The 23,420-nt window shown below is 46.9% G+C and carries 23 protein-coding genes; 14 read left to right on the top strand and 9 right to left on the bottom strand.

Translation table 11 applies throughout. The features are described from left to right. Positions 1 to 44: 44 nt before the first annotated feature. The 3 genes from ACETMN_RS29165 to ACETMN_RS29155 form a co-directional block, all read right to left on the bottom strand. Positions 45 to 1,487 carry a sensor histidine kinase gene (locus tag ACETMN_RS29165; protein ID WP_411735464.1) on the bottom strand — a complete coding sequence of 481 codons (1,443 nt, stop codon included), beginning with the start codon at positions 1,485 to 1,487 and terminating at the stop codon, positions 45 to 47. Between the two features lie 20 nt (positions 1,488 to 1,507). Continuing rightward, entirely contained in the window at positions 1,508 to 2,209 is a 702-nt protein-coding gene (locus ACETMN_RS29160) for a response regulator transcription factor (protein WP_210110081.1), read from the bottom strand. A gap of 93 nt (positions 2,210 to 2,302) precedes the next feature. Continuing rightward, positions 2,303 to 3,133, bottom strand: coding sequence for an AraC family transcriptional regulator (locus ACETMN_RS29155; protein WP_411735463.1), 831 nt, complete (start codon positions 3,131 to 3,133; stop codon positions 2,303 to 2,305). A 197-nt stretch (positions 3,134 to 3,330) separates the two neighbouring features. Here ACETMN_RS29155 and ACETMN_RS29150 point away from each other — a divergent pair, with 197 nt between their 5' ends. Both ACETMN_RS29150 and ACETMN_RS29145 read left to right on the top strand, forming a co-directional pair. Next, on the top strand, positions 3,331 to 4,107 hold the full coding sequence (locus ACETMN_RS29150; RefSeq protein ID WP_105601958.1) for a sugar phosphate isomerase/epimerase family protein: 777 nt from the start codon (positions 3,331 to 3,333) through the stop codon (positions 4,105 to 4,107). Positions 4,108 to 4,192: 85 nt separating this feature from the next. Beyond that, positions 4,193 to 5,212: a Gfo/Idh/MocA family protein gene (locus tag ACETMN_RS29145; RefSeq protein ID WP_091019154.1), complete on the top strand. Its 1,020-nt coding sequence runs from the start codon at positions 4,193 to 4,195 to the stop codon at positions 5,210 to 5,212. 270 nt (positions 5,213 to 5,482) lie between these two features. On the opposite strand, the gene ACETMN_RS29140 is transcribed toward ACETMN_RS29145, so the two are convergent. Both ACETMN_RS29140 and ACETMN_RS29135 read right to left on the bottom strand, forming a co-directional pair. Continuing rightward, positions 5,483 to 6,430: an aldo/keto reductase gene (locus ACETMN_RS29140; protein ID WP_105601956.1), complete on the bottom strand. Its 948-nt coding sequence runs from the start codon at positions 6,428 to 6,430 to the stop codon at positions 5,483 to 5,485. A gap of 20 nt (positions 6,431 to 6,450) precedes the next feature. Then, the gene (locus tag ACETMN_RS29135) at positions 6,451 to 7,455 is read right to left on the bottom strand and encodes a Gfo/Idh/MocA family protein (protein WP_091019157.1); all 1,005 of its coding nucleotides are present in this window, start codon (positions 7,453 to 7,455) and stop codon (positions 6,451 to 6,453) included. Positions 7,456 to 7,573: 118 nt separating this feature from the next. On the opposite strand from ACETMN_RS29135, the gene ACETMN_RS29130 reads away from it, so the two are divergent. The 3 genes from ACETMN_RS29130 to ACETMN_RS29120 all read left to right on the top strand — a co-directional run bounded on the left by ACETMN_RS29130 (position 7,574) and on the right by ACETMN_RS29120 (position 9,594). Then, the gene (locus ACETMN_RS29130; RefSeq protein WP_091019159.1) at positions 7,574 to 8,413 is read left to right on the top strand and encodes an AraC family transcriptional regulator; all 840 of its coding nucleotides are present in this window, start codon (positions 7,574 to 7,576) and stop codon (positions 8,411 to 8,413) included. Between the two features lie 106 nt (positions 8,414 to 8,519). Beyond that, the gene (locus ACETMN_RS29125; protein ID WP_091019160.1) at positions 8,520 to 8,930 is read left to right on the top strand and encodes an RrF2 family transcriptional regulator; all 411 of its coding nucleotides are present in this window, start codon (positions 8,520 to 8,522) and stop codon (positions 8,928 to 8,930) included. Positions 8,931 to 9,144: 214 nt separating this feature from the next. Then, complete coding sequence (locus ACETMN_RS29120; protein ID WP_074096526.1) at positions 9,145 to 9,594, top strand: nuclear transport factor 2 family protein; 450 nt, start codon at positions 9,145 to 9,147, stop codon at positions 9,592 to 9,594. Positions 9,595 to 9,796: 202 nt separating this feature from the next. Here ACETMN_RS29120 and ACETMN_RS29115 read toward each other — a convergent pair whose 3' ends face one another. Beyond that, positions 9,797 to 11,176: an MFS transporter gene (locus ACETMN_RS29115; protein WP_411735462.1), complete on the bottom strand. Its 1,380-nt coding sequence runs from the start codon at positions 11,174 to 11,176 to the stop codon at positions 9,797 to 9,799. A gap of 205 nt (positions 11,177 to 11,381) precedes the next feature. Here ACETMN_RS29115 and ACETMN_RS29110 point away from each other — a divergent pair, with 205 nt between their 5' ends. The 6 genes from ACETMN_RS29110 to ACETMN_RS29085 all read left to right on the top strand — a co-directional run bounded on the left by ACETMN_RS29110 (position 11,382) and on the right by ACETMN_RS29085 (position 15,662). Beyond that, complete coding sequence (locus ACETMN_RS29110; protein ID WP_105601952.1) at positions 11,382 to 11,705, top strand: ArsR/SmtB family transcription factor; 324 nt, start codon at positions 11,382 to 11,384, stop codon at positions 11,703 to 11,705. Positions 11,706 to 11,955: 250 nt separating this feature from the next. Beyond that, positions 11,956 to 12,144, top strand: a complete 189-nt coding sequence (locus tag ACETMN_RS29105) for a hypothetical protein (RefSeq protein WP_074096524.1) — start codon at positions 11,956 to 11,958, stop codon at positions 12,142 to 12,144. Between the two features lie 83 nt (positions 12,145 to 12,227). Next, positions 12,228 to 13,148: a helix-turn-helix transcriptional regulator gene (locus ACETMN_RS29100; protein ID WP_411735461.1), complete on the top strand. Its 921-nt coding sequence runs from the start codon at positions 12,228 to 12,230 to the stop codon at positions 13,146 to 13,148. A 28-nt stretch (positions 13,149 to 13,176) separates the two neighbouring features. Further along, positions 13,177 to 14,175, top strand: coding sequence for a hypothetical protein (locus ACETMN_RS29095; RefSeq protein ID WP_411735460.1), 999 nt, complete (start codon positions 13,177 to 13,179; stop codon positions 14,173 to 14,175). A gap of 27 nt (positions 14,176 to 14,202) precedes the next feature. Then, positions 14,203 to 15,222, top strand: coding sequence for a hypothetical protein (locus ACETMN_RS29090; protein WP_411735459.1), 1,020 nt, complete (start codon positions 14,203 to 14,205; stop codon positions 15,220 to 15,222). Between the two features lie 248 nt (positions 15,223 to 15,470). Next, positions 15,471 to 15,662, top strand: coding sequence for an aspartyl-phosphate phosphatase Spo0E family protein (locus ACETMN_RS29085; protein WP_091019178.1), 192 nt, complete (start codon positions 15,471 to 15,473; stop codon positions 15,660 to 15,662). Positions 15,663 to 15,721: 59 nt separating this feature from the next. Here ACETMN_RS29085 and ACETMN_RS29080 read toward each other — a convergent pair whose 3' ends face one another. The 3 genes from ACETMN_RS29080 to ACETMN_RS29070 all read right to left on the bottom strand — a co-directional run bounded on the left by ACETMN_RS29080 (position 15,722) and on the right by ACETMN_RS29070 (position 18,141). Then, positions 15,722 to 16,600 carry a carbohydrate ABC transporter permease gene (locus ACETMN_RS29080; protein ID WP_017692164.1) on the bottom strand — a complete coding sequence of 293 codons (879 nt, stop codon included), beginning with the start codon at positions 16,598 to 16,600 and terminating at the stop codon, positions 15,722 to 15,724. Between the two features lie 34 nt (positions 16,601 to 16,634). After that, positions 16,635 to 17,555: an ABC transporter permease gene (locus ACETMN_RS29075; protein WP_036668173.1), complete on the bottom strand. Its 921-nt coding sequence runs from the start codon at positions 17,553 to 17,555 to the stop codon at positions 16,635 to 16,637. Between the two features lie 307 nt (positions 17,556 to 17,862). Further along, positions 17,863 to 18,141, bottom strand: a complete 279-nt coding sequence (locus ACETMN_RS29070; RefSeq protein WP_210110091.1) for a hypothetical protein — start codon at positions 18,139 to 18,141, stop codon at positions 17,863 to 17,865. Between the two features lie 162 nt (positions 18,142 to 18,303). On the opposite strand from ACETMN_RS29070, the gene ACETMN_RS29065 reads away from it, so the two are divergent. From ACETMN_RS29065 to ACETMN_RS29055, 3 genes are all read left to right on the top strand, one after another. Further along, entirely contained in the window at positions 18,304 to 20,064 is a 1,761-nt protein-coding gene (locus ACETMN_RS29065) for a sensor histidine kinase (RefSeq protein ID WP_411735458.1), read from the top strand. Continuing rightward, complete coding sequence (locus tag ACETMN_RS29060; RefSeq protein WP_091019183.1) at positions 20,039 to 21,631, top strand: response regulator; 1,593 nt, start codon at positions 20,039 to 20,041, stop codon at positions 21,629 to 21,631. The genes ACETMN_RS29065 and ACETMN_RS29060 overlap by 26 nt, the downstream gene beginning before the upstream one ends. Before the next feature lie 135 nt (positions 21,632 to 21,766). Beyond that, positions 21,767 to 23,419 carry an extracellular solute-binding protein gene (locus ACETMN_RS29055; RefSeq protein ID WP_091019185.1) on the top strand — a complete coding sequence of 551 codons (1,653 nt, stop codon included), beginning with the start codon at positions 21,767 to 21,769 and terminating at the stop codon, positions 23,417 to 23,419. Position 23,420 lies beyond the last annotated feature (1 nt).

Genomic DNA, 23,420 nt, shown 5'->3' with positions numbered 1-23,420 from the left:
CTTATCAAATTATGAATAAAGTATTACAGCTGTGGAGTGTGGGCTCAGCAGATCGGCAGATAGAACCGGAAGGTAGTACCTTGTCCTTCTTTACTAGTAAAGGAAATATGACCTCCATGTGCTTCAATAATGCTTTGGCAGATGGAAAGGCCCAGCCCTGTACCTTCCTGAACATGTTGTTCTGCATGACTCGTATGGCCTCTGAAGTAACGCTGAAAAACAAATGGCATGTCCTGTACACGTATTCCCTGACCCGAATCGGCAATCGTCACTTTCAAGTGCCCGGATTCCAGTTCCAAATCTATACGTATCGTGTCTCCTGGAGCTGTATGCTTGAGGGCATTGGCGGCAAGATTGGAGATCACCTGTTCAATTCGAGTGGGGTCGATAGCGATTAACACATTGGGGATGTAGTTGGGTCCTTTATAGATAAGCCCCTTTGTTAGGACAACATGTTCAATAGGTTTCAACATCGTCTCCAGTATAGGCCCACTGTACATTTCACGGGTTTCCACCGAAATTTGCCCCAATTCCTGAAGTGCATGAACCAGCAGATCCTCCACAAGGCGTGCCGTTTTATCCGTATGGGTCCGCATGACTCCCATATATTTCATCAGCGTCTCCTGATCGTTGCATAGTCCTTCCTCAATAGCTTCTATGTATGCTTTTATCGTGGTAATTGGTGTTTTAATATCATGAGATATATTGGTGATGAGTTCTTTTTGTGCTTGTTCCTGCTGAATACGCTGCTCGCTCATATGTTTAATCTCCGTGCGCATTAGATCAAACATGGCATATACTTCGAGCAATTCATCGTTCCGGTTGTACTGGATTTTTTCTTCATAATTGCCTTTAAGCATGGATTCCGCATGTTGCTTCAATTGATGGATGGGAGAGAGCAGGTGTTTGTCCAGTTTTCGTTTCATCCAGAATAGAAATAAGCTCAGAATCAGTGACAGGAGCATGAGTGCGCTAATCAATATAACCGGAAAAGTCATCGGTTGCTGAATCGTAACCATCGCTTGGGGGATGGAAAAGATGGCATTGCCGATCTGACTTCCCATCGGTCCGTCCATCACGGGAAACGCAATATCAAGCGTATCGTTACCGTCCGCGGCCTGCGTGGCATGATGCAGATCATAATGGAGAGCTGAACGCAGATTAACTTGCGTCCCTTCAGAGGTGGGGTCGGAGGACAGAATGATTTTTCCATCCAAGTTTAGATAGGTAAGTAGAACCCCGGTCTCTCTGGCGGTGGAACGTATGACTTCACGAATATTTTGTTCATTAAGATGCTGATGATTTTGCTCCAAAGCGAGTAAGATCGGATTGACCTTGAGTCGAACCTGATTCAGGGACAGATTGGATTCGCCTGAATTTCGATCTTGTAACAGCATCATCGACAGTGCAAGGATACTTGAAACGATAATAATGAGAAGCCCAAGTGTTGTTAACAACCAGCGTTTGGACCACCTGTTCAATGACATGTGGGTGCCTCCAATCTCACTTATTCGTAATTGAATTTGTAACCGACACCCCATACCGTCTTCAGAACGGTCGGATGCGAGGCATCTGCCTCAATTTTTTCACGCAGTCTACGAATGTATACGGTTACGGTATTTTCATCGCCATAGGTTGCATATCCCCAGATGGCGTCGAGCAACTGGGCTTTGGAGAATACCTGATTCTTGTGGCTTGCCAAGTAATGAAGTAGTTCAAATTCCTTGGCAGACAGAGAAACTTCCGATCCGTTTAATGTAACTTTATAGGCTTTTTTATCAATTACCAGGTTTCCAAGATGCAGTAGATTTGTTCTATCTCCAACGGAAGTCATGCTGTCATAACGCCTGAAGTGGGCATTAATCCGTGCTAACAGTTCGCTCAGCGAGAAGGGCTTGGTCATATAGTCGTCTGCTCCAAAGCCAAGTCCAAGTACCTTGTCGGTATCACTGCCTCTGGCACTTAGAATGAGGATGGGGATATTATTGCGCCTTCGGATCTCTCGACAGACCTCGATCCCGTCCATGTCCGGAAGCATAATATCCAGAATGATGTAGTCTGGTTGAATAAGCTCCATAATCTGAAGTCCATCTTGTCCAGTGGCTGCCACGGCGGCTTCATATTGATTTTTGGTTAAATAATCTCGCAGAATGCGCGAAATATCTGATTCATCCTCGATGATGAGGACTTTGCGCTGGTGGGTTAGCATATGTATCGCTCCATTATATGATAGATGTGAATTTAATGGGTATGTATGAAGACCATGAACCTCTTTAAGGTCATGGGTTTCTGATACTGAACATCATACATGCTCTAGATCATCAATAGGCTCATGCTGTCTGGATTTGAGATACTCCGCCGGAGACACACCGAAGTGCGCCCGGAATACCCGGTGGAAATAGGAGTAGCTCGCAAAACCACAGGATTCCGCAATATGCTCCAGTGTCATTTCGCTGTATTTCATGCGTTCTAACGCTGCATTCAGACGGATCTCAATTGCGTATTGAATCATGGTCTGATTGTAGTGCTCCTTGAATAAACGGACTGCACGCGACAGGCTGAGTCCGGCATAACGTGCCGCTTCCTCAAGCTTGAACGTAACCGTGGCATGCTCCTCAATATAACGTTTTAACTTCAGCGCAGAGGAAACTGCTCGATCGGTCTGAATATTCTCTTTAATTGCCCGGTCAATATATAGACATAATCCGCGCAGTAACGCATCCTTTAGCTCCGCATTTTCCTCAAGAGGTCCCCGACGTTTCTCAAGCAACATATTTCTCCATAGGCTGATGAGCTTATCATCAAGTCCAATCCGGCTCACGGTAGATCGTTGCTGCCGTTTCCACCAGTTCTCGATCCAGCTGCCCTCGCAGAACAGATAATAGTCTCCACTAGACAAGCGTCCTTCCTTATGTGGTTCATCTACAACGAGATGGTAGTCGTCACCAGGCTTTAAGAGCAGTAAATCCCCGCTAGTCATCCTGAATTCTTCATCCTGTACATACACTTTGCACGAACCTTCTGTCTGTAGACGGAACAGATAGGTTTGCAGCTCGCCCCTCATATTATGTGTGAACGCTTTATAGTGGTATGAGTAGTCACAGATCAGTACAGATGTCTCTAACGTATCCAAAGATAAAATCCCCCAATATGTACATCCTGCATGCAATCAAATGGGTACATTCAATAGATGCAAAATGATGGAAATAAAATTTGACCAGATAGTTCATGTTCTGACTATATTGTATATGTTCATTCTAGCCTGTTTTGCGTTAGGATGATACCAGATAGAGCAATGAAAGCAAATTTGAGAACAGAGGTGTATCCTACATGAAAAAACTTAATATTGGTTTGCAATTGTTTACACTCCGTGATGAAACTGCAGCAGATTTTCGTGGTACGTTGCGTAAGGTAGCGGCCCTTGGATATGAAGGTGTGGAGTTTGCCGGATATGGTGATATTCCAGCTGAGGAAATGAAAGCGCTACTAGATGAACTTGGACTGAAAGGATTCAGCAGCCACGTTTCACTACATGCGATGCGTGAAGACTTGCAAAAACAAATCGATTACCTGAAAACGATTGGTGCACAATATATCATTTGTCCTTACCTGATGCCTGAGGATCGTCCTGAGAATGCAGAAGGCTGGACCAAGCTATTCGCTGAGTTACAACAATATGGGGCTGAAGCAGCGAAACAAGGGTTGATCTTTGGATACCATAACCATGACTTTGAATTCCATGGCCAGGTTGGCGATGCCAATGCTTTTGATGCCATGTTCGCTCAAACATCACCGGAAGCGGTAAAAGTGGAAATGGACGTATGTTGGGTACAATTTGCGGGACAAAATCCGATCGAGTATATTAATAAATATGCGGGTCGCTTGCCGCTGCTTCATCTGAAGGACTTCAGCAAAGACGAACAGGGCCAGATGAAAACACTGGAATTGGGACAAGGTTCGGTTGACCTGCCAGCTGTTATTGAAGGGGCTACGAATGCAGGCGTGGAATGGCTGATCGTGGAACAAGACGTATGTCAGAACCCTCCGCTTGAGAGCGTATCCAACAGCTACAACTGGTTGAAACAGAACTATTTGAGCCAATTTTAATCTAACATTTTGCATAATCCAAAGAGCGAATTGAATCGAATTATGAAAAATGCTGAATTTTATTTGTCAAAGGAGACTTATATACATGAGTAAAATTAAAGTTGCTGTATTCGGCTGTGGAGCCATTGCCGAGCGCAGACATATTCCAGAGTACGCTGCCAATGAGAACGTAGAACTTGTCGCTTTTGCCGATCCGATTGTGGAGCGTGCGGAGAAGATGGCCGAGACTTACGGAGGTAAAGCGTACTCCAGTTACGAAGAATTGCTTGCAAACGAAACGGTGGATGCCGTTAGTGTGTGTACACCAAACTATCTGCATGCGCCAATGGCGATTGCTGCTGCCAATGCAGGCAAGCATGTATTGGTTGAGAAACCAATGGCAGTATCCACTGAAGAAGGCGAGCAAATGATCGAAGCTGCCAAGAAAAATGGCGTGTATCTGATGGTTGGACACAACCAGCGTCTGATGCCTCCACACGTAAAAGCAAAAGAGATTCTCGACTCCGGCAAACTCGGTAAAGTTCTTAATTTCCGTACATCATTTGGTCACCCGGGTCCAGAAGGATGGAGTGTGGACGGAGCGGATAGTTGGTTCTTCCGTAAAGAAGAAGCTATTATGGGCGCCATGGGCGACCTGGGCGTGCACAAATCCGACTTCATTCGTTACTTGCTGAATGATGAAGTATCTGAAGTGGCTGGTTTTATCAGCACACTGCACAAGGAAGGTACTAAAGTTGACGATAACGCAACTTGTTTGCTGCGTATGAAGAGCGGAGCGATCGGAACGCTAGTAGCAAGCTGGACACAATACAGAGCTGGAGACAACAGTACAGTTCTGTGGTGCGAGAATGGTGTTATGAAGATCGGAACAGTGGAAGGCGATGAAGTGATCGTTGAACTGACCAATGGTACAGTTGAGACGTACAAAGTTGGTGCCATGGCTACCAACGAGAAACAAGTGCCGAGTGGTGTAATTGACGCATTTGTAGAGTCAATTGTAACGCAAACACCTCCAGCGATTTCCGGGGAAGAGGGCTTACGTTCCCTGCAAGTGATCCTGGCAGCATTCGAATCCGAGAAAACAGGTCAGATCGTTAAACTGTAATCCATACGAATGACAGTGCAATTTCTAACATTCTATATGTCTTAATCCATGATATAAGGGACTTACCTTCAGAGATCTGTTCTGGGGTAAGTCCTTCTATATTTGTCTCCAACCGAGTGAGGGAAAGAGAACAATGCTACGGTAATTGTGCAATAGGCTTTACAATAATGTATCGCTTTTACACAGCATAAAAAGCTGATTACCCGCGCTATCGCGGATAATCAGCCCTTTAGAGTCATTATTATTAAATGATAGAATGACTAGCTCTCTTTAGATGCCAGCAGGTACATCACTTCCCAGATCCAGCCATGCGATTTCAGCAGGAGTCAGCATGATGCGGGACCCTTCGTCACAGGAGAGCAGTTCCGCCTGATTCTGGGCACCGATCAAGGCACAGGTTGGGAACGCCTGATTCAATACATAAGCGAGTGCGATCTGAATGGGTGATGTTTTCTTCGAATTAGCCAATTGTTCAGCCCGGCGTAACCGTTCCCAGTTGCCATCACTGTAGAATACACGCACCAGATCTTCGTTATCGCGAACTTCAGGTGTGAATCTTCCCGTGAAGAAACCGCGCGCTTGGGAGGACCAGGATAGCAATGGCAGCTTGGTTTGCTCATGCCATGCCAGTGTCTCTGCATCTGCCGACACACAGCCTGCCCAGAAAGGTTCGTTTGCTTTGGCGAGACTGAGGTTCGGACTGCTGAATGTGAAGCCCTTCAAGCCATTTGCCGCAGCGTACGCATTGGCTTCCTCAAGGCGCTGCCAGGTCCAGTTGGAGGCGCCAATTGCGCCGATTTTGCCGGAATCAATATGTTCGTTTAATGCTTCAAGAATAACACTGACAGGCATATTTGGGTCATCCCGGTGCAAGGCATACATCTCTACATGATCTGTCTGAAGACGCTCCAGACTTTCCATCAAGTCACTGCGGATGGCATCAGCGTTCACGCGTGGCCCATTCTGGTCATGATGCGCGCCTTTGGTGAGAATGACGATCTGGTCACGGTTACCGCGTTCTTTCATATAACGACCAAGGACTTCTTCACTCTGTCCACCACAATAAATATGTGCTGTATCTACAGTGTTACCGCCAATCGACAGAAAAGCATCCATGTTCGTAGCTGCTTTATCGTAGGCATTATGCACGAAATAATCGGTTCCTTTAATCAATCGGGAGACACGTTTACCTGCACCAGCAATTTCGATATATTCCATAAGTCAGTTCATCCTCTCAATTATAGTGTAATTCGTGTACGTTCTTCCGCTGAACGAAGGCAAGCTTCCAGCACTTTCATATTAGCTACTGCATCGGAAGGGGCGAAGCGCAGATCCTTGCCCTGAAGTACGGCACGTGCCATGTCATCTCCCTGCAGAGAGTAGTGGTTCACTTGCGGAACTTCAATCTCTTTGCGTTCACCGCCAGCCGTTACATAGAAGTTGGAACTGCGATCCTGACGACCGATAAAGGCCGATGGTACCTCAATGATGCCATCAGAACCTAGAACTTCGAGCGTGTTGCGGAAGGCTGCCCACATGCTGCTGTCAAACGTCACACCAACGTGATTATCGAATTCCAGCAGTCCGGAAGCCATCATATCGACCTGATCATGCTGTGGGGAGAACATGCCAATAACGGTAACTGCGCTTGGTTCTTGGCCTAGCAGCAGGCGAGCAACACTGATGGAATAACATCCGATATCATACAGTGCACCGCCACCCCACTCCTTCCGAAAGCGGACATTGCCGGATGCATTGGAGTTATTAAATGAAAATGTGCTGTGAATACCACGGATCTCACCGATCTCACCACTGGCAATGATATCCCTGATCTGCTCATAACGTGGATGATGGCGGTACATGAATGCTTCCGCGAGATGCACACCTGCATCTGCACAAGCTTGAACCATCTCCTGAGCTTCCTGCTCTGTCAGAGCCAATGGTTTTTCGCACAAAATATGTTTGCCTGCTTCAGCAGCCCGGATCGTCCATTCCCGATGCAGATGATTCGGAAGCGGGATATATACGGCATCAATGGAATCATCAGCGAGCAAAGCTTCATAACTGCCATAAGCCTTGTCGATCCCTAGTTGTTCGGCCGTCTGTTTGGCTTTATCTTCGTCTCGACTGGCAATCGCGGTTACTTCATTCAACTCGGATTGCTGCAACCCAGGAATGACGGATTCCACAGCAATGCTAGCGCTACCAAGAATGCCCCAACGTAATTTTTGAACTGAATTCATGTGTTGTATCCTCCTGTGTATAAATGTATATTGTGATTATAATGAATAGACCAGCGAATTAAAATGATAATATATTGAAGTTAGTTAACACAATATTGTTGATCAAGGAGAACCGGCTATGATGAGACAAACCGTATTGCTTACCCTGCAGGATATTCCATATTTTTGTTATCCCGAGTCCGTTGGACATTATATGGACCACGTCCAGCATTCCGTGTTGCGTGAGGCTGGCGCACTGAACAACTTTAATATTCACTACGTCGCTTCGGGCAAGGGATATGTGGAAGTGGACGGAGTGGTGCATGAGCTTCGCGCAGGTCAGGCGTTCCTCTATTTCCCGCAGCAGCGGCAGCATTATTATAGTAGTGAAGATGATCCATGGGATGTACGATGGGTTCATTTTTACGGTGAACGTCTGCATGATTATATGATCGAGCGGGGGTTACACCGCAATCTATTGTGGACACTGCGGCAACGCAGCTCTTGGGAAGAGGCTCATCTGGCCTTGCTCACTGAAGCGGAACAGAACACAATGCTGCGTCCGGCTCAGCTATCCACACTGACCTATGCCGTACTCGCCGAGTTCGTGCAGCATGCAGTACCTTTAAAGAGCACACGTACCACAAGTAAGGCGGAGAGTCGGGTTCTTGCACTTCTTCCACAGATGCAACAAGAGGCCTGTCAACCTTTCCTGTTACAGGACTGGGCGGATCTCGCAGGTGTGAGTTCGTATTACTTTTGCAAAATGTTCAAGAGTGCTGTAGAGATGACACCTATGGAGTTTATCACTCGTTCACGACTACAGATGGCGAAGCAATGGTTACTCGAACGGCCTACGGCCAACATTGGACAAATCGCGGAGGAAGCGGGGTATCCCAATGCCAGTTATTTTAATCGCCAGTTCATGGCTCATGAGGGGATGACACCCACGGATTACCGCGGATTGTATCACAATTAACCCGTATCCTTTCGATGTGGCCAGCGCTTTAGGTATAGTGGTTTGACAGAGAGCTCAATCAAGTCTATTATGGATAAATTAAATCCGTGTATAATGAGGTGCCCTCATGAAATATTCAAAAGCAACAAATTATGCTTTGCATACCATGCTTCATCTTGTAAGTACTGCCCCCGAACAGCTGGTTAGTGTCCACCAACTTGCAGAATTGCAGAAGGTATCACCAACCTATTTGTCCAAAATATTGACCAAATTGGTTAAGGCGGGCATGATCGAATCCACATCCGGTGCCAATGGTGGTTATCGGCTTAGTCGTAAAAATCCCGATCCTTCTTTCCTGGAGATCATTCATGCGATTGAAGGTCAGGCGTCCCTGTTCGAATGTTCCCAGAATCATAACGCAGGCTGCTTGATCCAGCAGGTGATGGTGCAGGCGGAAGAAGAGATGGAAAGTTTTTTGAACAATAAGAAAATGTCAGAACTTGCTTCCCAGATGAAGAGTTGGAGTGCACAGCAGTAGCTTGGGGATAAAAGTGAGGCTTGAATTGATGGGAATAACTCGTCTGGCACATAGGTATATCCAGATCTTTCCCCAACCTCGCGAGAGGTAAGGAAAGATTTTTTTGTATCATTGTACCTAATAGAAGGCGAATGGTACAATAAGGAAGGTATAGTATGCATACATACATGATCCTAATCTTACATCACATTTTACATCTCTGGAGGGACAACACATGAGCCAATCAACGATCACAGGACTGGAACAATTGCTCGCGCTGGAAAACATTCGGAATACCAAGGCACGTTATTGCCGCTATATTGATACGAAACAGTGGGATACCTTGGGTGATGTGTTTGCTCCGGATGCCGTGGCCGATTTCAGCACAGAAGGCAATCCAATTCCGGTACTAACAGGCCGTGATACGATCGTACAAGTATTCCGTGATCTGGTGGATGTTGCCGTAACCGTGCATCATGTACATAGCGCCGAAGTTGAATTTGTATCCGAGAATGAAGCGAAGGTCATCTCCCCAATGGAAGATTGGGTAACGTTCCCAGAGGGCAATGAGAACAAATCCTTCCACGGATTTGGGCACTACCATGAAACTTTTGTCAAAATCGACGGCCAGTGGTACATCAAACATACAAGTTTGAAACGTCTTCGTTTGGACCTGTTTGAATAGTATACTCAGTTTAGAAGAATAGAGAAGTTGGTCAACCATAAAATAATAGCCCCGAGGAGCGTGATGAACGCATCCTTGGGGCTTTTTTGTGTTAATGGAAGAGGGCAGCTGTCACATGTATCATGCATAGAAAATAGGTAGAAAAAAAGCCAGGTTCAGAACCCGAGGGCCCCTTCCTGACTTCTTTTGGTTAAATATAATATTAAATCCGGTTACTTGTTTTCGTGACTTTCCGTGACTGCATTCTTAGATACACCTGAGAGAAAATAACGGATGCCAGTGCGACCACGGTCATACCCCAGAAAATATTGGTGTACGCCGAGGAGAGTGGCAAGTTCTGCATCGCCGTTAATGCTACACCAGTAACAGCAACGCTGAAAGCACCGCTGAAGAACTGACTAAGTTGGAACAGTCCCATACCTGCGCCCACCTGATCCATGGTCAGATTGCCAGACAATTCATTGGACACGCTGGTGGTTAGGGAAGAGAAGCCAACGCTGAGCAGGACATACACAGCCATAATGGCGTAGATGTTATTGTCTGCAAATAAGGCGAACAATCCGGCAGCGGCCAGTAGCAACCATGGTGCAAATTTCAACAGCAACGTATTGCCATGTCGGTCAATCATGCGGCCGATCCGGTTGGACAGCAGCATGGACACAACTGCACCGGGGAAGATGACGAGTCCGGATTGAGCAGGTGTCAGTCCGTATAGATGCGCCAAAATTTGAGGTAACAGGAACAACGTTGAGAAGTTATTAATGTACGATACAATCCCCAGCGAGCTGAGCATCATATATTTTTTGTCTTTGAATAAAGCAGGTTGAACAAACGGATCTGCCGCGCGCCGAATTCGGAGCCAGAACAGAAGCAGTGCCGCAGCACCGATAACAAGCGTGAACCACTGACGGGAAGTCAGGAATAACAGCACACCGGTAGTACCGATGGCAAGAAGCACGGCACCCAGCAGGTCAAATGAACCTTTTTGCGGTGTTTCCCGAGGAAGCAGTTTGAAGAATACAGGAATCAAGAATAACGTTAATCCCGTAACGATAAACAGATCATGCCATCCCAGAAATTGTGTGATACTTCCGCCAATGACGGGACCAAGTCCAAGCCCAAGTGAACTCGCGGACATGATGACAGCCATCGATTTACCCCGGCGATCATGTGGAATGTACCGGGTAATCAGCACAATGGCAAGCCCCGGAACCGATGCAGCACCCGCAGCCTGGATCAGACGTGCAATGAGCAAAATGATGAAATGATTACTGAAGAACCCGAGTACCGATGCAGCACCAAGTAACGTAAGCCCGGTCGTGAATAATGTACGAATAGGTATGAAATCCGATAGACGTGAGAACGTAATCGAGGAAATGGCAAATACGATGGAATACCCTGTAACAATCCATGAGGAAGCGACGGATGTAAGCATAAATTCGGCTGCAATTTTGGGTAGGGCCAGATTAAACATCATTGTATTCATAACAACGAGTACAACGGTGAAGCCAAGCAAGCTTACAATTAATCCTTCCTGTATTCCGGTCCGTTCCCCTGATGATGCGGTTGCGGTGTTGTTCATAAAAACCTCCTAAAGTGATGTGTATTTCGCAACATTTCAGAAACGGTGTGTAACATTTGCAAAATGTAGTATGATGTCAATCCCGTGCCTGACAGCAGGGGTTTCATAACGAAATCATTAAAGTTCGATTGGTGTCGAACATTAGAAATATATCATGGATCTGTGTTAGAATACAATGCATAGTCTGAAAAAAGGAGACTACCGTATGAAAATTTTACATCATCCACAGGTGTCAGATATTGAACTTTCCTCCGTACTGTATGCGCTGAGTGACCCGACTCGCCTTGGGATTGTTGCGGAAGCAGCCAGAAGCGGAGAGCAACCGTGCAGTCATTTTCATGCACCTGTTGTGAAGTCAACGATGTCACACCACATTCGAACCCTGCGGGAAGCCGGAGTTATTCGGGTCAGAGTGCAGGGTACACAGCATTTTCTCACCCTGCGATCCGATGATTTGGAAACGCGTTTTCCAGGACTCCTGCAACCGTTATTGCAGGCCGCAGCTCAGTCGAGCACAGATCTTTCCTAAATGTTGTCCTTTCTTCAGGTCGAAGAGGGGACATTTTTTATTTTCTAATACGGCATGTTCAAAAAGTTAACGATTCAGCACCGAGAAGGTGAACGCAAGATTCGATGTCGAGTTCGCTTCTTGGGCTACTTCGTGATCAATTGGGGACTTTTTGAACAACCTTTAAAACTGATGCGACATTCTGTGTCGTACCATGCCATATATAATAACGGTGAACACACAAACCATATCGAAAAGAGGTTCACAACCATTGGCAAAAACCAAAAGAGGACGCGTCTTGTGGAGTCTTCCTTCCAGGGGCCGGGGAACATGCCCGGTGTGCAGCAGTACCCGAATTAAATTGTTGTATACGCAAACAAAAACAGACGGTACAAGTCTGAAAGTATGCAAGAAATGCTTCAAAGCCGTGCAATCCAGAGTGGATAAGGCACATGTATAACATAACTGGCTTGTTCTTCGGAACAGGCCATGTCTTTTGATATAATCGAATATATTAGGAATGGATGAGATGGGGGCGGGAAGATGAGTAACATGCATCGGATTCACTGGTTTGACGAACAGATTCGGGGTGGACGTTTTCCGAATAGCAGCTGGCTTGCCCGTGAATTTGAAATCTCCCGTCGTCAGGCTCAGCGTGATATTGAATATATGGCAAACTCCCTGCGCGCCCCCTTGGTATATATGGCGAAATATCGGGGCTATTGTTACGAGGATCAGACCTTTCGATTGCCCCATTTATATATGACAGAAGAAGAGCAACGTGTCCTGAAATATTTGGCACACCGCTATCGACATTACGATTATGATCAATCGGACGCGGTGAAACGTGTAGCGCATTTACTGGAGCGTTTTACGTTGGAGGAACAACAGATGGGGAGTGGTGCGCTTCCGGTGTTTTCGGCGCAACCGAAGCAGCTGCAATTCTTTGAATTGTTGTCCCACGCCATAACTGACTTGCGCAGAGTACATATTCATTACAGGGATCACGATGGAGAACGGCAGTTTTCCTTGTGTCCATTAAAGATGATATCCCAGTTTAACGCCGATTACGTGGTGGGTTATGAAGCAGATCCTGTGCAGCAAGTGGCGATTCGCTTGGAGGGCATAGTTCATGTATCGATCTCGGATGATAGATTTGAGTACAGGTCAGATGCCCTCCTAGGTGGATGGGAAGAACCACTGCCTGTGCGTAAACCGTTTGTAGCTGAGATTCGCTTGAAGGAATTGCAGCAAATGGACCTATGGCAAGGGTATCGTATTCGGGCTAGGCAAGATCTGATTTATTTGATTGAATTTTATGACACGGAGGCTTTCTTGCAGCATTTGTTTATTAGCGAATGGGAGGAACTTTTGTCTCCTGGGTGGCTTAGACGCAAGCTTCAGCAAAGAGCAGAAGGATTAATTGACAGGCTCTCGATACAACGTAAGCAAAACGTGGAATAAAGCAGTATAGAGAGGAGAAGATCCGTCCTTGGCTGAGAATATTTTAGATAACCTCATCATGAAGAGGGAGTCCAAATCGTACGTGGATAGTCTGCATGCGATACTAACCCATACAGGCCAGTTTCAAGGTTCCAAGGTTCTACTTGCCGGATATACGGGCATGGCTTTTAAGCTGGCGGTGCATCGCAGACTACTTTCCATGTCGGTTACAGCGTATGGACAATGGGGGGAAGCACATCGTCCGGGAGTCGATAACCTGGGAATATTTACGATCTGGGATGGGGGACGTACACGTCATTCCACGTTTGGTTATTACCAGCAGGATGCAGTGAATTGGGTGAGACGGAGTATTGATGAAGGCACTGGTGTGATTTACTGGATTCCTGAGTTCGGTGTTATTCATGGATATGATGACCGTGACCGCATCTTTTATGTGCAAGACGGATGGAGCAAGGAACCGCAGATTTTGTTGTATGACAATTTCGGCTTAAACCTTACCGGATTTTGGTATTGTCAGGTGTTTGGTGATCAGGTCCGCATCCCTGAACAGCAGATGCTGCTGGAATCCCTGAGACTGGCGATTGAGGATTGGGATCTTCCCTATCGTCTGTTACCTGATCAGAATATTGCTTCAGGTAGAAAGGCATATGATGTGTGGGTGCAGGCCCTGCGGAGTGGGGATTTCGATGAATCCGGTGCAGGTTATATCTTGGAATCCTTCTGTCATTCGCGAACCGAAATAAGGATGTATTTGCAGGGTGTTCGAGAGATATGGAACGAACTGGACCATGCTTGTGCATGTTATGAACAGCTTGGGACGTTAATTGACCAAATGAAAGGATATATGGTTCAGCAGGAGAATAGACGTGTCTTGCGACCAGACACCACAGAAGATTTAGCACAGGTACTCGTGAAGGCGAAAGCACTGGAAGAGCAGGCTATTGATTATTTTCGAGTGATATCCAGGAAGTATCCTGACCGTAAAAGGTCCACTATACCACGGTGGGGAGCACATTCCGCACGATAGGATGAGAGAGGAAGGGAGTGAAGGATGATGGCGACAAAAGTAGTATTGCAGGACTGGATTCGATCCTCGCAAGCTGTGAATTCTGCTGATGAATGTAGATCATGGAGCGGTGTAAGCGCGTATACAGATGCGTTGTTTCGCATTTTATTACATAAACAGTGGACGGTTTTTCCACACCACATGATTGCAGGTATGACAGCAAGTGCATTCCGATTAGTGGTGGATCGGCGTCTGACGTCAGAATCAATTTCGGCTTACAACTGGATGGCAGAGAACTTTGTCGCAGCTGACTTCATTGGTGTGACAACGGGACAACATGGTGGATTTTCATTTGAACCGACTTTTCCGCTCTATCAGAAGCAGGCTCTGCTGGATATTAAAGCTTCCATTGACCGAGGCATAGGTGCAATTCTCTGGCACGATCAATTTGTCATTGTTATTGGCTATGATGATGTGGAACGGGTGCTGTTCATCTGTAAAAGTAAAGGTGATGAAATCATTCGTCTGCCCTATGATTCGTTTGGGAGGAACAGTACACCCTACTGGTATTATCAGGTGCTGGAAGCCTGTGCACCCATAGATCTATGGGAAGTCTGCAAGGAATCGTTAATCCAGGCCGTGTACAAATGGGATACCCATGACTATATGCTGCCGCCCCAAGATTATGCCTGTGGAGCGGCAGCGTATGACGCTATTGCCGCTGTTTTGCAGACAGGAACATATGACACAGAACAAGCGGCAGCTGTACTTCGCTATTATGCCAAATCAAGATTGGATATTGCCTCTTATGTTGCAGGACTTAAGCATCTGTCTATTCAAATGGATCAGGTAATAAACGAGTATGAGCTGCTCGCAAACCTGTATACAATGATCGTTGAGGTGATAGATGACTCCATCTCTTGGGATTCGAGAGAAGCGGAATGTGTGCAAAGGGTAATTGAGCTTATCCGGAAGGCAGGGGCTACGGAACAACGTGCCATTGATGCCATTAAACGTGCCTTTCCAGAGACGATAGGCAATCGTTTTGACGACGTAGGCTTGAGGTGAATGAAGCATGATAGCTAACATATTGCAAAGCACAGCTGAAATAAACCGGACAGGCCGCAGCCGATCCGGTTTATTTGCATTGAACATATGTGTACATCAGTTCATATGATCCACGCTAATAATAACTTTTAAAAGAAAAATAACCAAAATTTTAATTTTGGGGTAATCCAAACCCCCTCTTGTTCCGAATATTATATTAGATGGTCTTTTTTGGATGATGATATTCAAGGATAACAGGGGGCGGGAGTATGGTACATAATCCGGAAACCATTCAGGAATGTATCGAACATGCAAGGCAAAGGCTCTACCAGATTGCTGATCAATATGCGGAACTATGGCATCCGGAGGTTATTCGCCAATCCATGGTGCTGGATGAATTGATTAATGAATATAACAACGCTATTCGCAGCAGAAAAATATCAAAACAACTGAAATCATGAGCTATAGAATGCACTTATAGAACGAAAAAGAATCCCTAACGGGATTCCGTGTGTTTGCCTTACTCTTTTACCGCCCCGAGCACAATTCCCTTTACGAAGAAACGCTGCAAGAACGGATATACGAGCAGAATCGGCAGAGCGCCAATAAAGATCTGAGCCGCATTCACCGTACGTTGAGACATGTTCTGGAGCTGCGTTGCATCCACGTTCATGTTGGAGAAATCTTGCTGTACAATAATGGTCTGCATTAACGTGGCAAGTGGATATTTGGAAGCATCATTCATATAGATCAGCCCGTCGAACCAGGAATTCCATTGACCTACCATGGTGAATAAGGAGATCGTGGCAATGGCGGGCATGGATACAGGCAGATAAATTTTGAACAGGGTCGTGATATGATTGGCCCCATCGATGAATGCAGCTTCTTCCAGCTCTTTCGGTACGTTGCGGAAAAAGTTCATCATGAGAATCAGGTTCCAGACAGCCACCGCTCCCGGCAAAATGAGAGCCCACATCGTATTAATCAGTCCAAGCTTCTGAATCAAAATATAGGATGGAATCAATCCCCCGCTGAACAGCATCGTGAAGATGAAAAACCAGGCATATAATGAACGCCCCTTGAAGTGCAGACTTTCCTTGGATAATGGATAAGCCGTTAGGAAGACAAGTGTCATACTGAGCAGTGTGCCCAGAACCGTACGCTGGACTGAAATCCAGAGTGCACTGAGAAAGTTACTGTTACCAAATGTTTTGGTGTACGCGTCCACCGTAAAATCAATCGGCCAAAGTGTCACCAGATTGGCGGATGCTGCCGCCTTACCACTGAAGGAAACCGCCAGAATATGGACCAGCGGCAGGATGCACAGGATGGAGACGGCCGCGATGAATATCAGGTTGAAACCATTGAATATACGGTACCCGGTTGTTTTGTGATACACCTTGATTCCTCCTTAATGCATGATGCTAACCCTTTTAGAAAATACGATAATTGGCGATTTTGTACGCCATCCGGTACGCAGAGATGACCAGGAACATCGCGACAAATGATTTGAATAGTCCAACAGCGGTCGCAAAGCTCATTTTGCCATTCAGAATTCCCATCCGGTAGACAAAGGTATCGATAATATCACCTTTCTCATATACCAGCGGATTGTACAGGTTAAAGATCTGGTCAAAGCCTGCATTCAGGATATTGCCCAGCGATAACGTACCTACCACGATAATCATCGGTACAAGCGCAGGCAGGGTAATGTGTAATGTCTGTCTGAGCCGCGTTGCCCCATCTACCTCCGAAGCCTCGTACAATGCCGGGTTAATGCCCGCAAGTGCTGCCAGAAATACAATCGTTCCGAATCCAAACTCCTTCCACACATCACTGACAACCACCGTTACACGGAACCAGTCGCCATCCCCTAGAAAGAAAATCGGTTCAACACCAGCCGCCGCTAACACCTGGTTTACCAGCCCACCTTCCGGTGATAACATATCGAGCAGAATGCCGCCCAGGACAACCCAGGACAGGAAATGGGGCAGGTACACCAAGGTCTGTGAGAAACGTTTGAACGTAGAGTTCCGAACCTCGTTTAGCAAAATGGCGAACACCACGGGGGCCACAAGTCCGGCCACAATTTTCATTGAAGCGATCAGTACCGTATTCCAGATGACCTGAACGCTGTCGGGATATTCGAACATGAACCGGAAGTTGTCCCAGCCCACCCATTTGGAGCCAGTGAACCCCAGCCACGGTTTGAAATCCTGAAAAGCAATAATAATGCCGCCCATGGGCACATAGGCGAACAGCAATGTGAGCAGTACAGCAGGCAGCAGCATCAGATGCAGCGGCCACGTGCGTTTGAAATTCCAGCGGGTACGTTTGCGTGGATGGGGTGTCATTTTTCGCACCGGCGTATGGGTTGTTAACGGTTGTTCGATAGCCATCAGGGTCCCTCCTTTATCTCGTCCAACCCTGGCAACATAAGGCGAGAAAGCCTCTGCACAGAGTGGAGCAACTGAATTATAGCAATGGAAAAGGGCGGACTATAGAACAACATTTCAATGCGGATGTTGAAATATTAACTTGTTGATGGAAACAGCAAAAAAAGAGCATCCGACTCGAAAGTCCAATGCTCCTGTCATCAGGTTGTGTTCCTGCCATATGCTGTCTGCTTCCAATATGCCCTTTATGCTGAACCTGCCTATATCATTTCACAATTGAGCCATCATACTGCGCATCAATGGTACGAACCGCTGACTGCACCTCAGCCACTAGACGTTCCCTATCCTCATAGAGGGGGGCCTCTTCATCCTCAAAATCAAATTGAATCCCACGAACACTGCCTTGTGTCAACGTTAACCCCTGAAGCTGTAACTCAAACAGGAACGAAGCATCAAAAGCCATGCCATCCATGTCCCGGTAACAGTACAAGCTGGAGATATCTTCTTCTTCAATATGTAAAATGCCTTGTTCTGTCAGTTGCATCACAGAGCCCCCTCATGAAATGTTGATTCACTCCCAGTATAAGGGGATTACAAGTAGCAGGAAAGCGGGGCTAATATAAAATCAACTAGAAATGTAAGGGTTTTCAATATAAAATAGGACTTCGGTATAGAAGGACTTCAAATTCAGGGACAGGGTGAAACGATGAAATTCACAGTATTTGCGAAGACGGTCATTCTCTTAATCTGCCTGCTCGTACCCATTCTGCTGCTCTATACGTACGCGAACCAGGCAAATGTGGACATGGTCGTTGAAGAGAAACAACAGTCGAGTCTGAACCAGTTCAATTATTTCAGTTCCCAGGTGGATAAAAATATCGAGCAGCTCTCGCTGTATGGCCTGACGTTGCTGCGAGATCCGAGTATCCTGCACTACCGTTACATGACGGACTCCACCAGCCAATATGAGAAAAACAGCATCTATTTGGATATTCTCGACAAATTATCGTTGTACCAGTCCACCAGCCGTTGGAAGAACGATATTACCATTGTGCTACCGCAAGCGGAACTTGTGTTGTCCACCATGTCCAGCCGGACGGTCTACGATGAGAAGATGTTGACGTTTCCGCAACCAGGCCAATGGCAGCTGGAGAAAGGGAGTTTCACCTACTTTTTCACGGATAACTATGATTGGAATGAAAAACCGGTGAATACAGGCGTGCGAACGGTGATGGAGATTAATTTTGACCCGATGAACGTGGTTGCCATGTTGGATGATTTCAAAGAAACGCAGGGCGGAGATCCTTTCTTGCTCGTACCAGGTAACGATCCGTTGCTGAACCGTACGGCGGACCCCGAACTGGTCGAAGCGATCATGCGAGATATCCCCTTTAACGGACCGGAGAGGGAAGGTAATCATCAGCTGGAGGTGGGCGACAAACAGTATCTGGTCAGTTACGTGCACTCCAAACAACTGCAAGCAGTGTACGTGAACCCGGTGGTATTGGATGATCTGCTGAACCCGATGGATAAGAGCCGAAATATGTTTATTACCTCCATATTGTTACTGCTCGTGCTCAGTATCGGGGCCGCACTGCTTTTGTATCGAAAAGTTCAGGTGCCCATCCATCGTTTGATGAGAGGGTTGCAACAGATTCGCAAAGGCCAGTTGTCCACTCGGATTCCGGTCGATCACTCCCGTGATGAATTCGCGTACCTGACCCAGAGTTTCAACCATATGGCGGAGCAGATTCAGGAACTGATCGAGAAGGTATACGAGGAACGTATTCGCTCACGGGAAGCGACATTGAAGCATCTGCAATCACAGATCAACCCGCATTTCCTGTACAACTGCCTGTTTTATATCAAAAATATGACCCAGCTTGGCAACCGTGAAGCGGTTATTGCCATGTCGCTAAGTCTGGGAGACTACTATCGCTACATTACGCGGGGCGAGAATGACATGACAACAGTGGAAGAAGAGATTCGGCTGCTGGACCATTATCTGTCCATTCAACAGATGCGGACCAATCGGCTGACCTACGAGATTGCCGTACCGCAGCAACTGATGCAGCTTCACATTCCGCGACTGCTCATTCAACCAATCGTAGAGAATGCGGTGATCCACGGCATTGAGCCCATGGAAGGCAGTGGGCATGTCGTCGTAACGGGGATGGCGGTACCCGAACATATTGAGGGACGAAAATATACAAGATATAGCCTGTTTGTAGACAATGACGGGGTCACGCTGACAGCGGAAGAGATTGCAGAATTGGAACGTGAGATTAATGAACCGATGGGCGAAGAGATTGGAACGGGGACGTGGAATGTGCACCAGCGTCTCGTTACACGATATGGGCTGTCGTCCGGGCTTCATTTTGGAGCGATTCCCTACGGTGGACTTAGTGTAGAAATTCGATGGTTTGAGGAGGAACAACCGCATGATGAATCTGATGGTCGTGGATGATGAACATTCCGCAGTAGAGTCGATCGCTGTCTCCATACCGTGGAGAGAACACGGGATTGGTCAGGTATTCAAAGCTTATTCAGTCAAAGAGGCACTGGAACATATGGCAACACATCAGGTCCATATTATTATCACGGATATCCGAATGCCGGGTCTTTCGGGTCTGGATCTGGTCAGTCATATCAGGCAAAAATGGGAACAGACCAAATGTATTATTTTATCCGGGCATGCTTCCTTCGATTATGCGAAGCAGGCGCTTAAACATGGGACGGTCAGTTATCTGCTCAAACCGGTTCGAGATGAGGAACTGATCGAATCCGTGCAGCAGGCCGCCGTGCAGATTCGCCTGGAGGGTGAGAAACAAATGCTGCATCAGCGGGCCATGTATTCAGTGAGGGAACATCTGCCCGAGAAGCGGGCGGAGCTGATGAAGGATGTATTGTTAGGGCATAAATTTGCGGATGCTGAACTCGAAGGCAAGCTGGAGCAACTGGAGATCGGATTCCGTCCAAAGGATAAAATGCAACTGTTGCTCATCCGTTATGATGACCATCAACCTACTCATAAAGCGTTTCGATTGATGAAGTACGCCATCTCGAATGTAGTGGAAGAGATCTACGGCAGTACCTATCACCTCTGCCATACGGATGACGCCTATGATGATCTGGTCTTTATGGCCAGCCCCAAACAAACCCAAGCCGAACCGGAAGTGCTAATGGGACGACTTGGAGAACGGTTGCTTCACAGTGTAAGGCAGTATCTGAACGCGACCATTTCCCTGTCCGTTAGTCGTATGGGACGTTTTCCAGATCAGGTGCCTCAGCTATATCATCAAGCTGTCAGTGCGCTTCGCAAGCAAGCCGATGCAGGCAAAGGACTACATCTGAATGCGGCAGCGGGAACCAATGCGGCCACGTTAAAGTCACTTGCGGCGCTGTATGAACCGCCGGGTCTGACGACGTTACTGGAAGCCGGACGCATGGAGGATGCATACCGTAAGATTGATCAGATCTTTGCCGAACTTTCGAACAGTGTGTTTCCGGAACATGTGTATGTGGCTTTTCATTATTTGGCGGCGGCATTCTCATATATGGCTCACCGGGAAGGAAGACAGTTAGCCGAAGTGCTTGGCGAGCAGTACCAGCAGCTGCTCAAGGATGGTTATGGCATCTCGCTGCGTAGTCTGGAAACGTGGACCAGAAGTGTGATGCAGCAGTGGGAAGAGAGCACAAGCGATGCGGGACAGGATGCCGGATCAACGCTGATTCGGCAGGTGCAGCACTGGATTGATCATCATCTAGGCGAGGATCTATCGTTGCAAGTCATTGCCGGAGAGGTGCATCTGCACCCGGTATATCTGTCGAAAATATACAAACAATCCACGGGTGAAGGCATTAGTGATTATATTATCCGTTCCAGAATGGAACGTGCAGTTCATTTGCTCAAACATACAGCCATGAAGATCTATGAAGTCGGTCAGGAAGTGGGGTACAATAACACGCCTTATTTCATTCAGGTATTCCGCAAACATTATGGACTGACCCCGCAGGATTTTCGGAACGGTTAACAAATCGATATGAACATTGAAATTGTGATATATGTTTGCCTCCCCGGCTGCACTATCCTTTTCATGTAAGGTGCATTTGGCAACAATCCATTTGGCACAAGAGGGTATCCAAGTTACCTGAGGAGGGGTTAGTTCATGTATAGAAAAATGATGACGACATTGCTCGCAATCACGATGGTTGCCGTAACGGCATGCAGTTCGGGGGCCAAGGAAGAACCGGCGAAGGAAGCCGCTGCGCCACTTGCTCTGCAAGACGGGAAGTATGAACCGACGGTACAGATGAGTTATCTGCGGGCCTGGAATGATGATACGAAATTCAAAAATGGGGAAACAGCACAGAACAATGTGCATACCAAATGGGCCAAGGAACGACTTGGCATTGATCTGACCACACCGTGGGCCGTATCGGTGACCAATGATGCATTTTACACAAAATTGCGCTTGTCCCTGTCGGCTAACGAGGAACTGCCGGATATCGTCTCCATTCGGGGAGACTACAATCTGGTCCGGGAATTAATTGAGTCCGGCAAATTTGCGAATGCAGGCGAGTTGTTTGACAAGTATGCTTCGGACACATGGAAACAGGCATCCGAATCGGCACCAGAAGAATGGTACCCATACATGTATGAGGGCGAGCGTTATGGCATTCCAATCTTCGATTATGCCTACAATGGCGATTCGGTCATGTTCATCCGTGAAGACTGGCTGAAGAAGCTTGGACTGGAAGAACCAAAAACCATGGATGAGCTGGTTACGGTCATGGATGCTTTTACAAATCAGGACCCGGACGGGAACGGCAAGAAAGATACGTATGGTCTGACCGTCGGCATGAAGAATGCACTTAATACCTGGATGACGGAATCCGGCTGGATCTTCGGCATGTACAACACGATGCCTGGACAGTGGAATGATGCCGGAGACGGAACACTGCAATATGGTTCCATTCAGCCAGGTGTGAAGGAAGGCCTTGCGACGATGAAGGATTGGTTGTCCAAAGGTTACCTGCCCAAAGAAGCTGGCGTTTATGACGAGATCAAGGCAGCAGAACTGTTTACCGCAGGTAAAGCAGGCATTATTGTGGGACCACACTGGATGCCGAACTGGCCGATTGATGATGTGAAGAAAAATGTGGATGGTGCCACGTACAAAGCCATTGCATTACCTACAGGGCCAACAGGTGAGAGCCACCAACATGGATCTGGTGCAAGTAACGGCGTTGTGCTGATTAACAAAGACATGGCGAACCCAGAGATTTTCTTCACGTATCAAAATTATCTGTTCGACAATTTTGCCAACCCGGAAGTGGGCAGCGAGTTCGAGCATGGATTTGCGCAAGGATATGACTATGACATCGTGGATGGCAAAGTTGTTGGTGAAGCTGAAGTGAAGGACGGCGTATCACCCCTCAAATATACGATTACGTATGATGGTGCACGGATTCCGAATCTGATGATGGATACGTTGGCGGAACTTGCGAAGGGTAAAGAGCCAGAGACGCCTTTTGAGAAAAATACGAAGATTGCGAACAAACCTGAAGTATTTGCGGCCGCTGAAGTGGTCGTTGCGAATAAAGATAATGCGATCAAGAACAAGTTCACGGGAGCTCCAACCGAAACGATGAAAATGAAGAAGGACGCGATCGACAAGCTGGAGAAGGATACGTTCAGCAAGATCATCTATGGTCAGGTGGGCATTGAGGAATTTGATGCGTTTGTGACGAAGTGGAAATCCATGGGCGGGGATGATATTACCGCCGAAGTGAACGAGTGGTATAAGACAGTCAATTAAT

The sequence above is a fragment of the Paenibacillus sp. M2 genome (genome assembly GCF_046713495.1).
GTDB lineage: Bacteria > Bacillota > Bacilli > Paenibacillales > Paenibacillaceae > Paenibacillus > Paenibacillus amylolyticus_B.
Note: the sequence above shows the minus strand (reverse complement) of the source record. Positions and strands in the feature narration are given on the sequence as shown.

Excerpts from the sequence above, each read along its gene's own strand:
- ACETMN_RS29110 (WP_105601952.1), top strand. The coding sequence starts at position 11,382 with ATGAAAATTTTACATCATCCACAGGTGTCAGATATTGAACTTTCCTCC.
- ACETMN_RS29085 (WP_091019178.1), top strand. The coding sequence starts at position 15,471 with ATGGTACATAATCCGGAAACCATTCAGGAATGTATCGAACATGCAAGG.
- ACETMN_RS29090 (WP_411735459.1), top strand. The coding sequence starts at position 14,203 with ATGGCGACAAAAGTAGTATTGCAGGACTGGATTCGATCCTCGCAAGCT.
- ACETMN_RS29055 (WP_091019185.1), top strand. The coding sequence starts at position 21,767 with ATGTATAGAAAAATGATGACGACATTGCTCGCAATCACGATGGTTGCC.
- ACETMN_RS29070 (WP_210110091.1), bottom strand. The coding sequence starts at position 18,141 with ATGCAACTGACAGAACAAGGCATTTTACATATTGAAGAAGAAGATATC.
- ACETMN_RS29150 (WP_105601958.1), top strand. The coding sequence starts at position 3,331 with ATGAAAAAACTTAATATTGGTTTGCAATTGTTTACACTCCGTGATGAA.
- ACETMN_RS29120 (WP_074096526.1), top strand. The coding sequence starts at position 9,145 with ATGAGCCAATCAACGATCACAGGACTGGAACAATTGCTCGCGCTGGAA.
- ACETMN_RS29145 (WP_091019154.1), top strand. The coding sequence starts at position 4,193 with ATGAGTAAAATTAAAGTTGCTGTATTCGGCTGTGGAGCCATTGCCGAG.
- ACETMN_RS29140 (WP_105601956.1), bottom strand. The coding sequence starts at position 6,430 with ATGGAATATATCGAAATTGCTGGTGCAGGTAAACGTGTCTCCCGATTG.
- ACETMN_RS29065 (WP_411735458.1), top strand. The coding sequence starts at position 18,304 with ATGAAATTCACAGTATTTGCGAAGACGGTCATTCTCTTAATCTGCCTG.
- ACETMN_RS29165 (WP_411735464.1), bottom strand. The coding sequence starts at position 1,487 with ATGTCATTGAACAGGTGGTCCAAACGCTGGTTGTTAACAACACTTGGG.
- ACETMN_RS29060 (WP_091019183.1), top strand. The coding sequence starts at position 20,039 with ATGATGAATCTGATGGTCGTGGATGATGAACATTCCGCAGTAGAGTCG.
- ACETMN_RS29125 (WP_091019160.1), top strand. The coding sequence starts at position 8,520 with ATGAAATATTCAAAAGCAACAAATTATGCTTTGCATACCATGCTTCAT.
- ACETMN_RS29115 (WP_411735462.1), bottom strand. The coding sequence starts at position 11,176 with ATGAACAACACCGCAACCGCATCATCAGGGGAACGGACCGGAATACAG.
- ACETMN_RS29160 (WP_210110081.1), bottom strand. The coding sequence starts at position 2,209 with ATGCTAACCCACCAGCGCAAAGTCCTCATCATCGAGGATGAATCAGAT.
- ACETMN_RS29135 (WP_091019157.1), bottom strand. The coding sequence starts at position 7,455 with ATGAATTCAGTTCAAAAATTACGTTGGGGCATTCTTGGTAGCGCTAGC.
- ACETMN_RS29130 (WP_091019159.1), top strand. The coding sequence starts at position 7,574 with ATGATGAGACAAACCGTATTGCTTACCCTGCAGGATATTCCATATTTT.
- ACETMN_RS29100 (WP_411735461.1), top strand. The coding sequence starts at position 12,228 with ATGAGTAACATGCATCGGATTCACTGGTTTGACGAACAGATTCGGGGT.
- ACETMN_RS29075 (WP_036668173.1), bottom strand. The coding sequence starts at position 17,555 with ATGACACCCCATCCACGCAAACGTACCCGCTGGAATTTCAAACGCACG.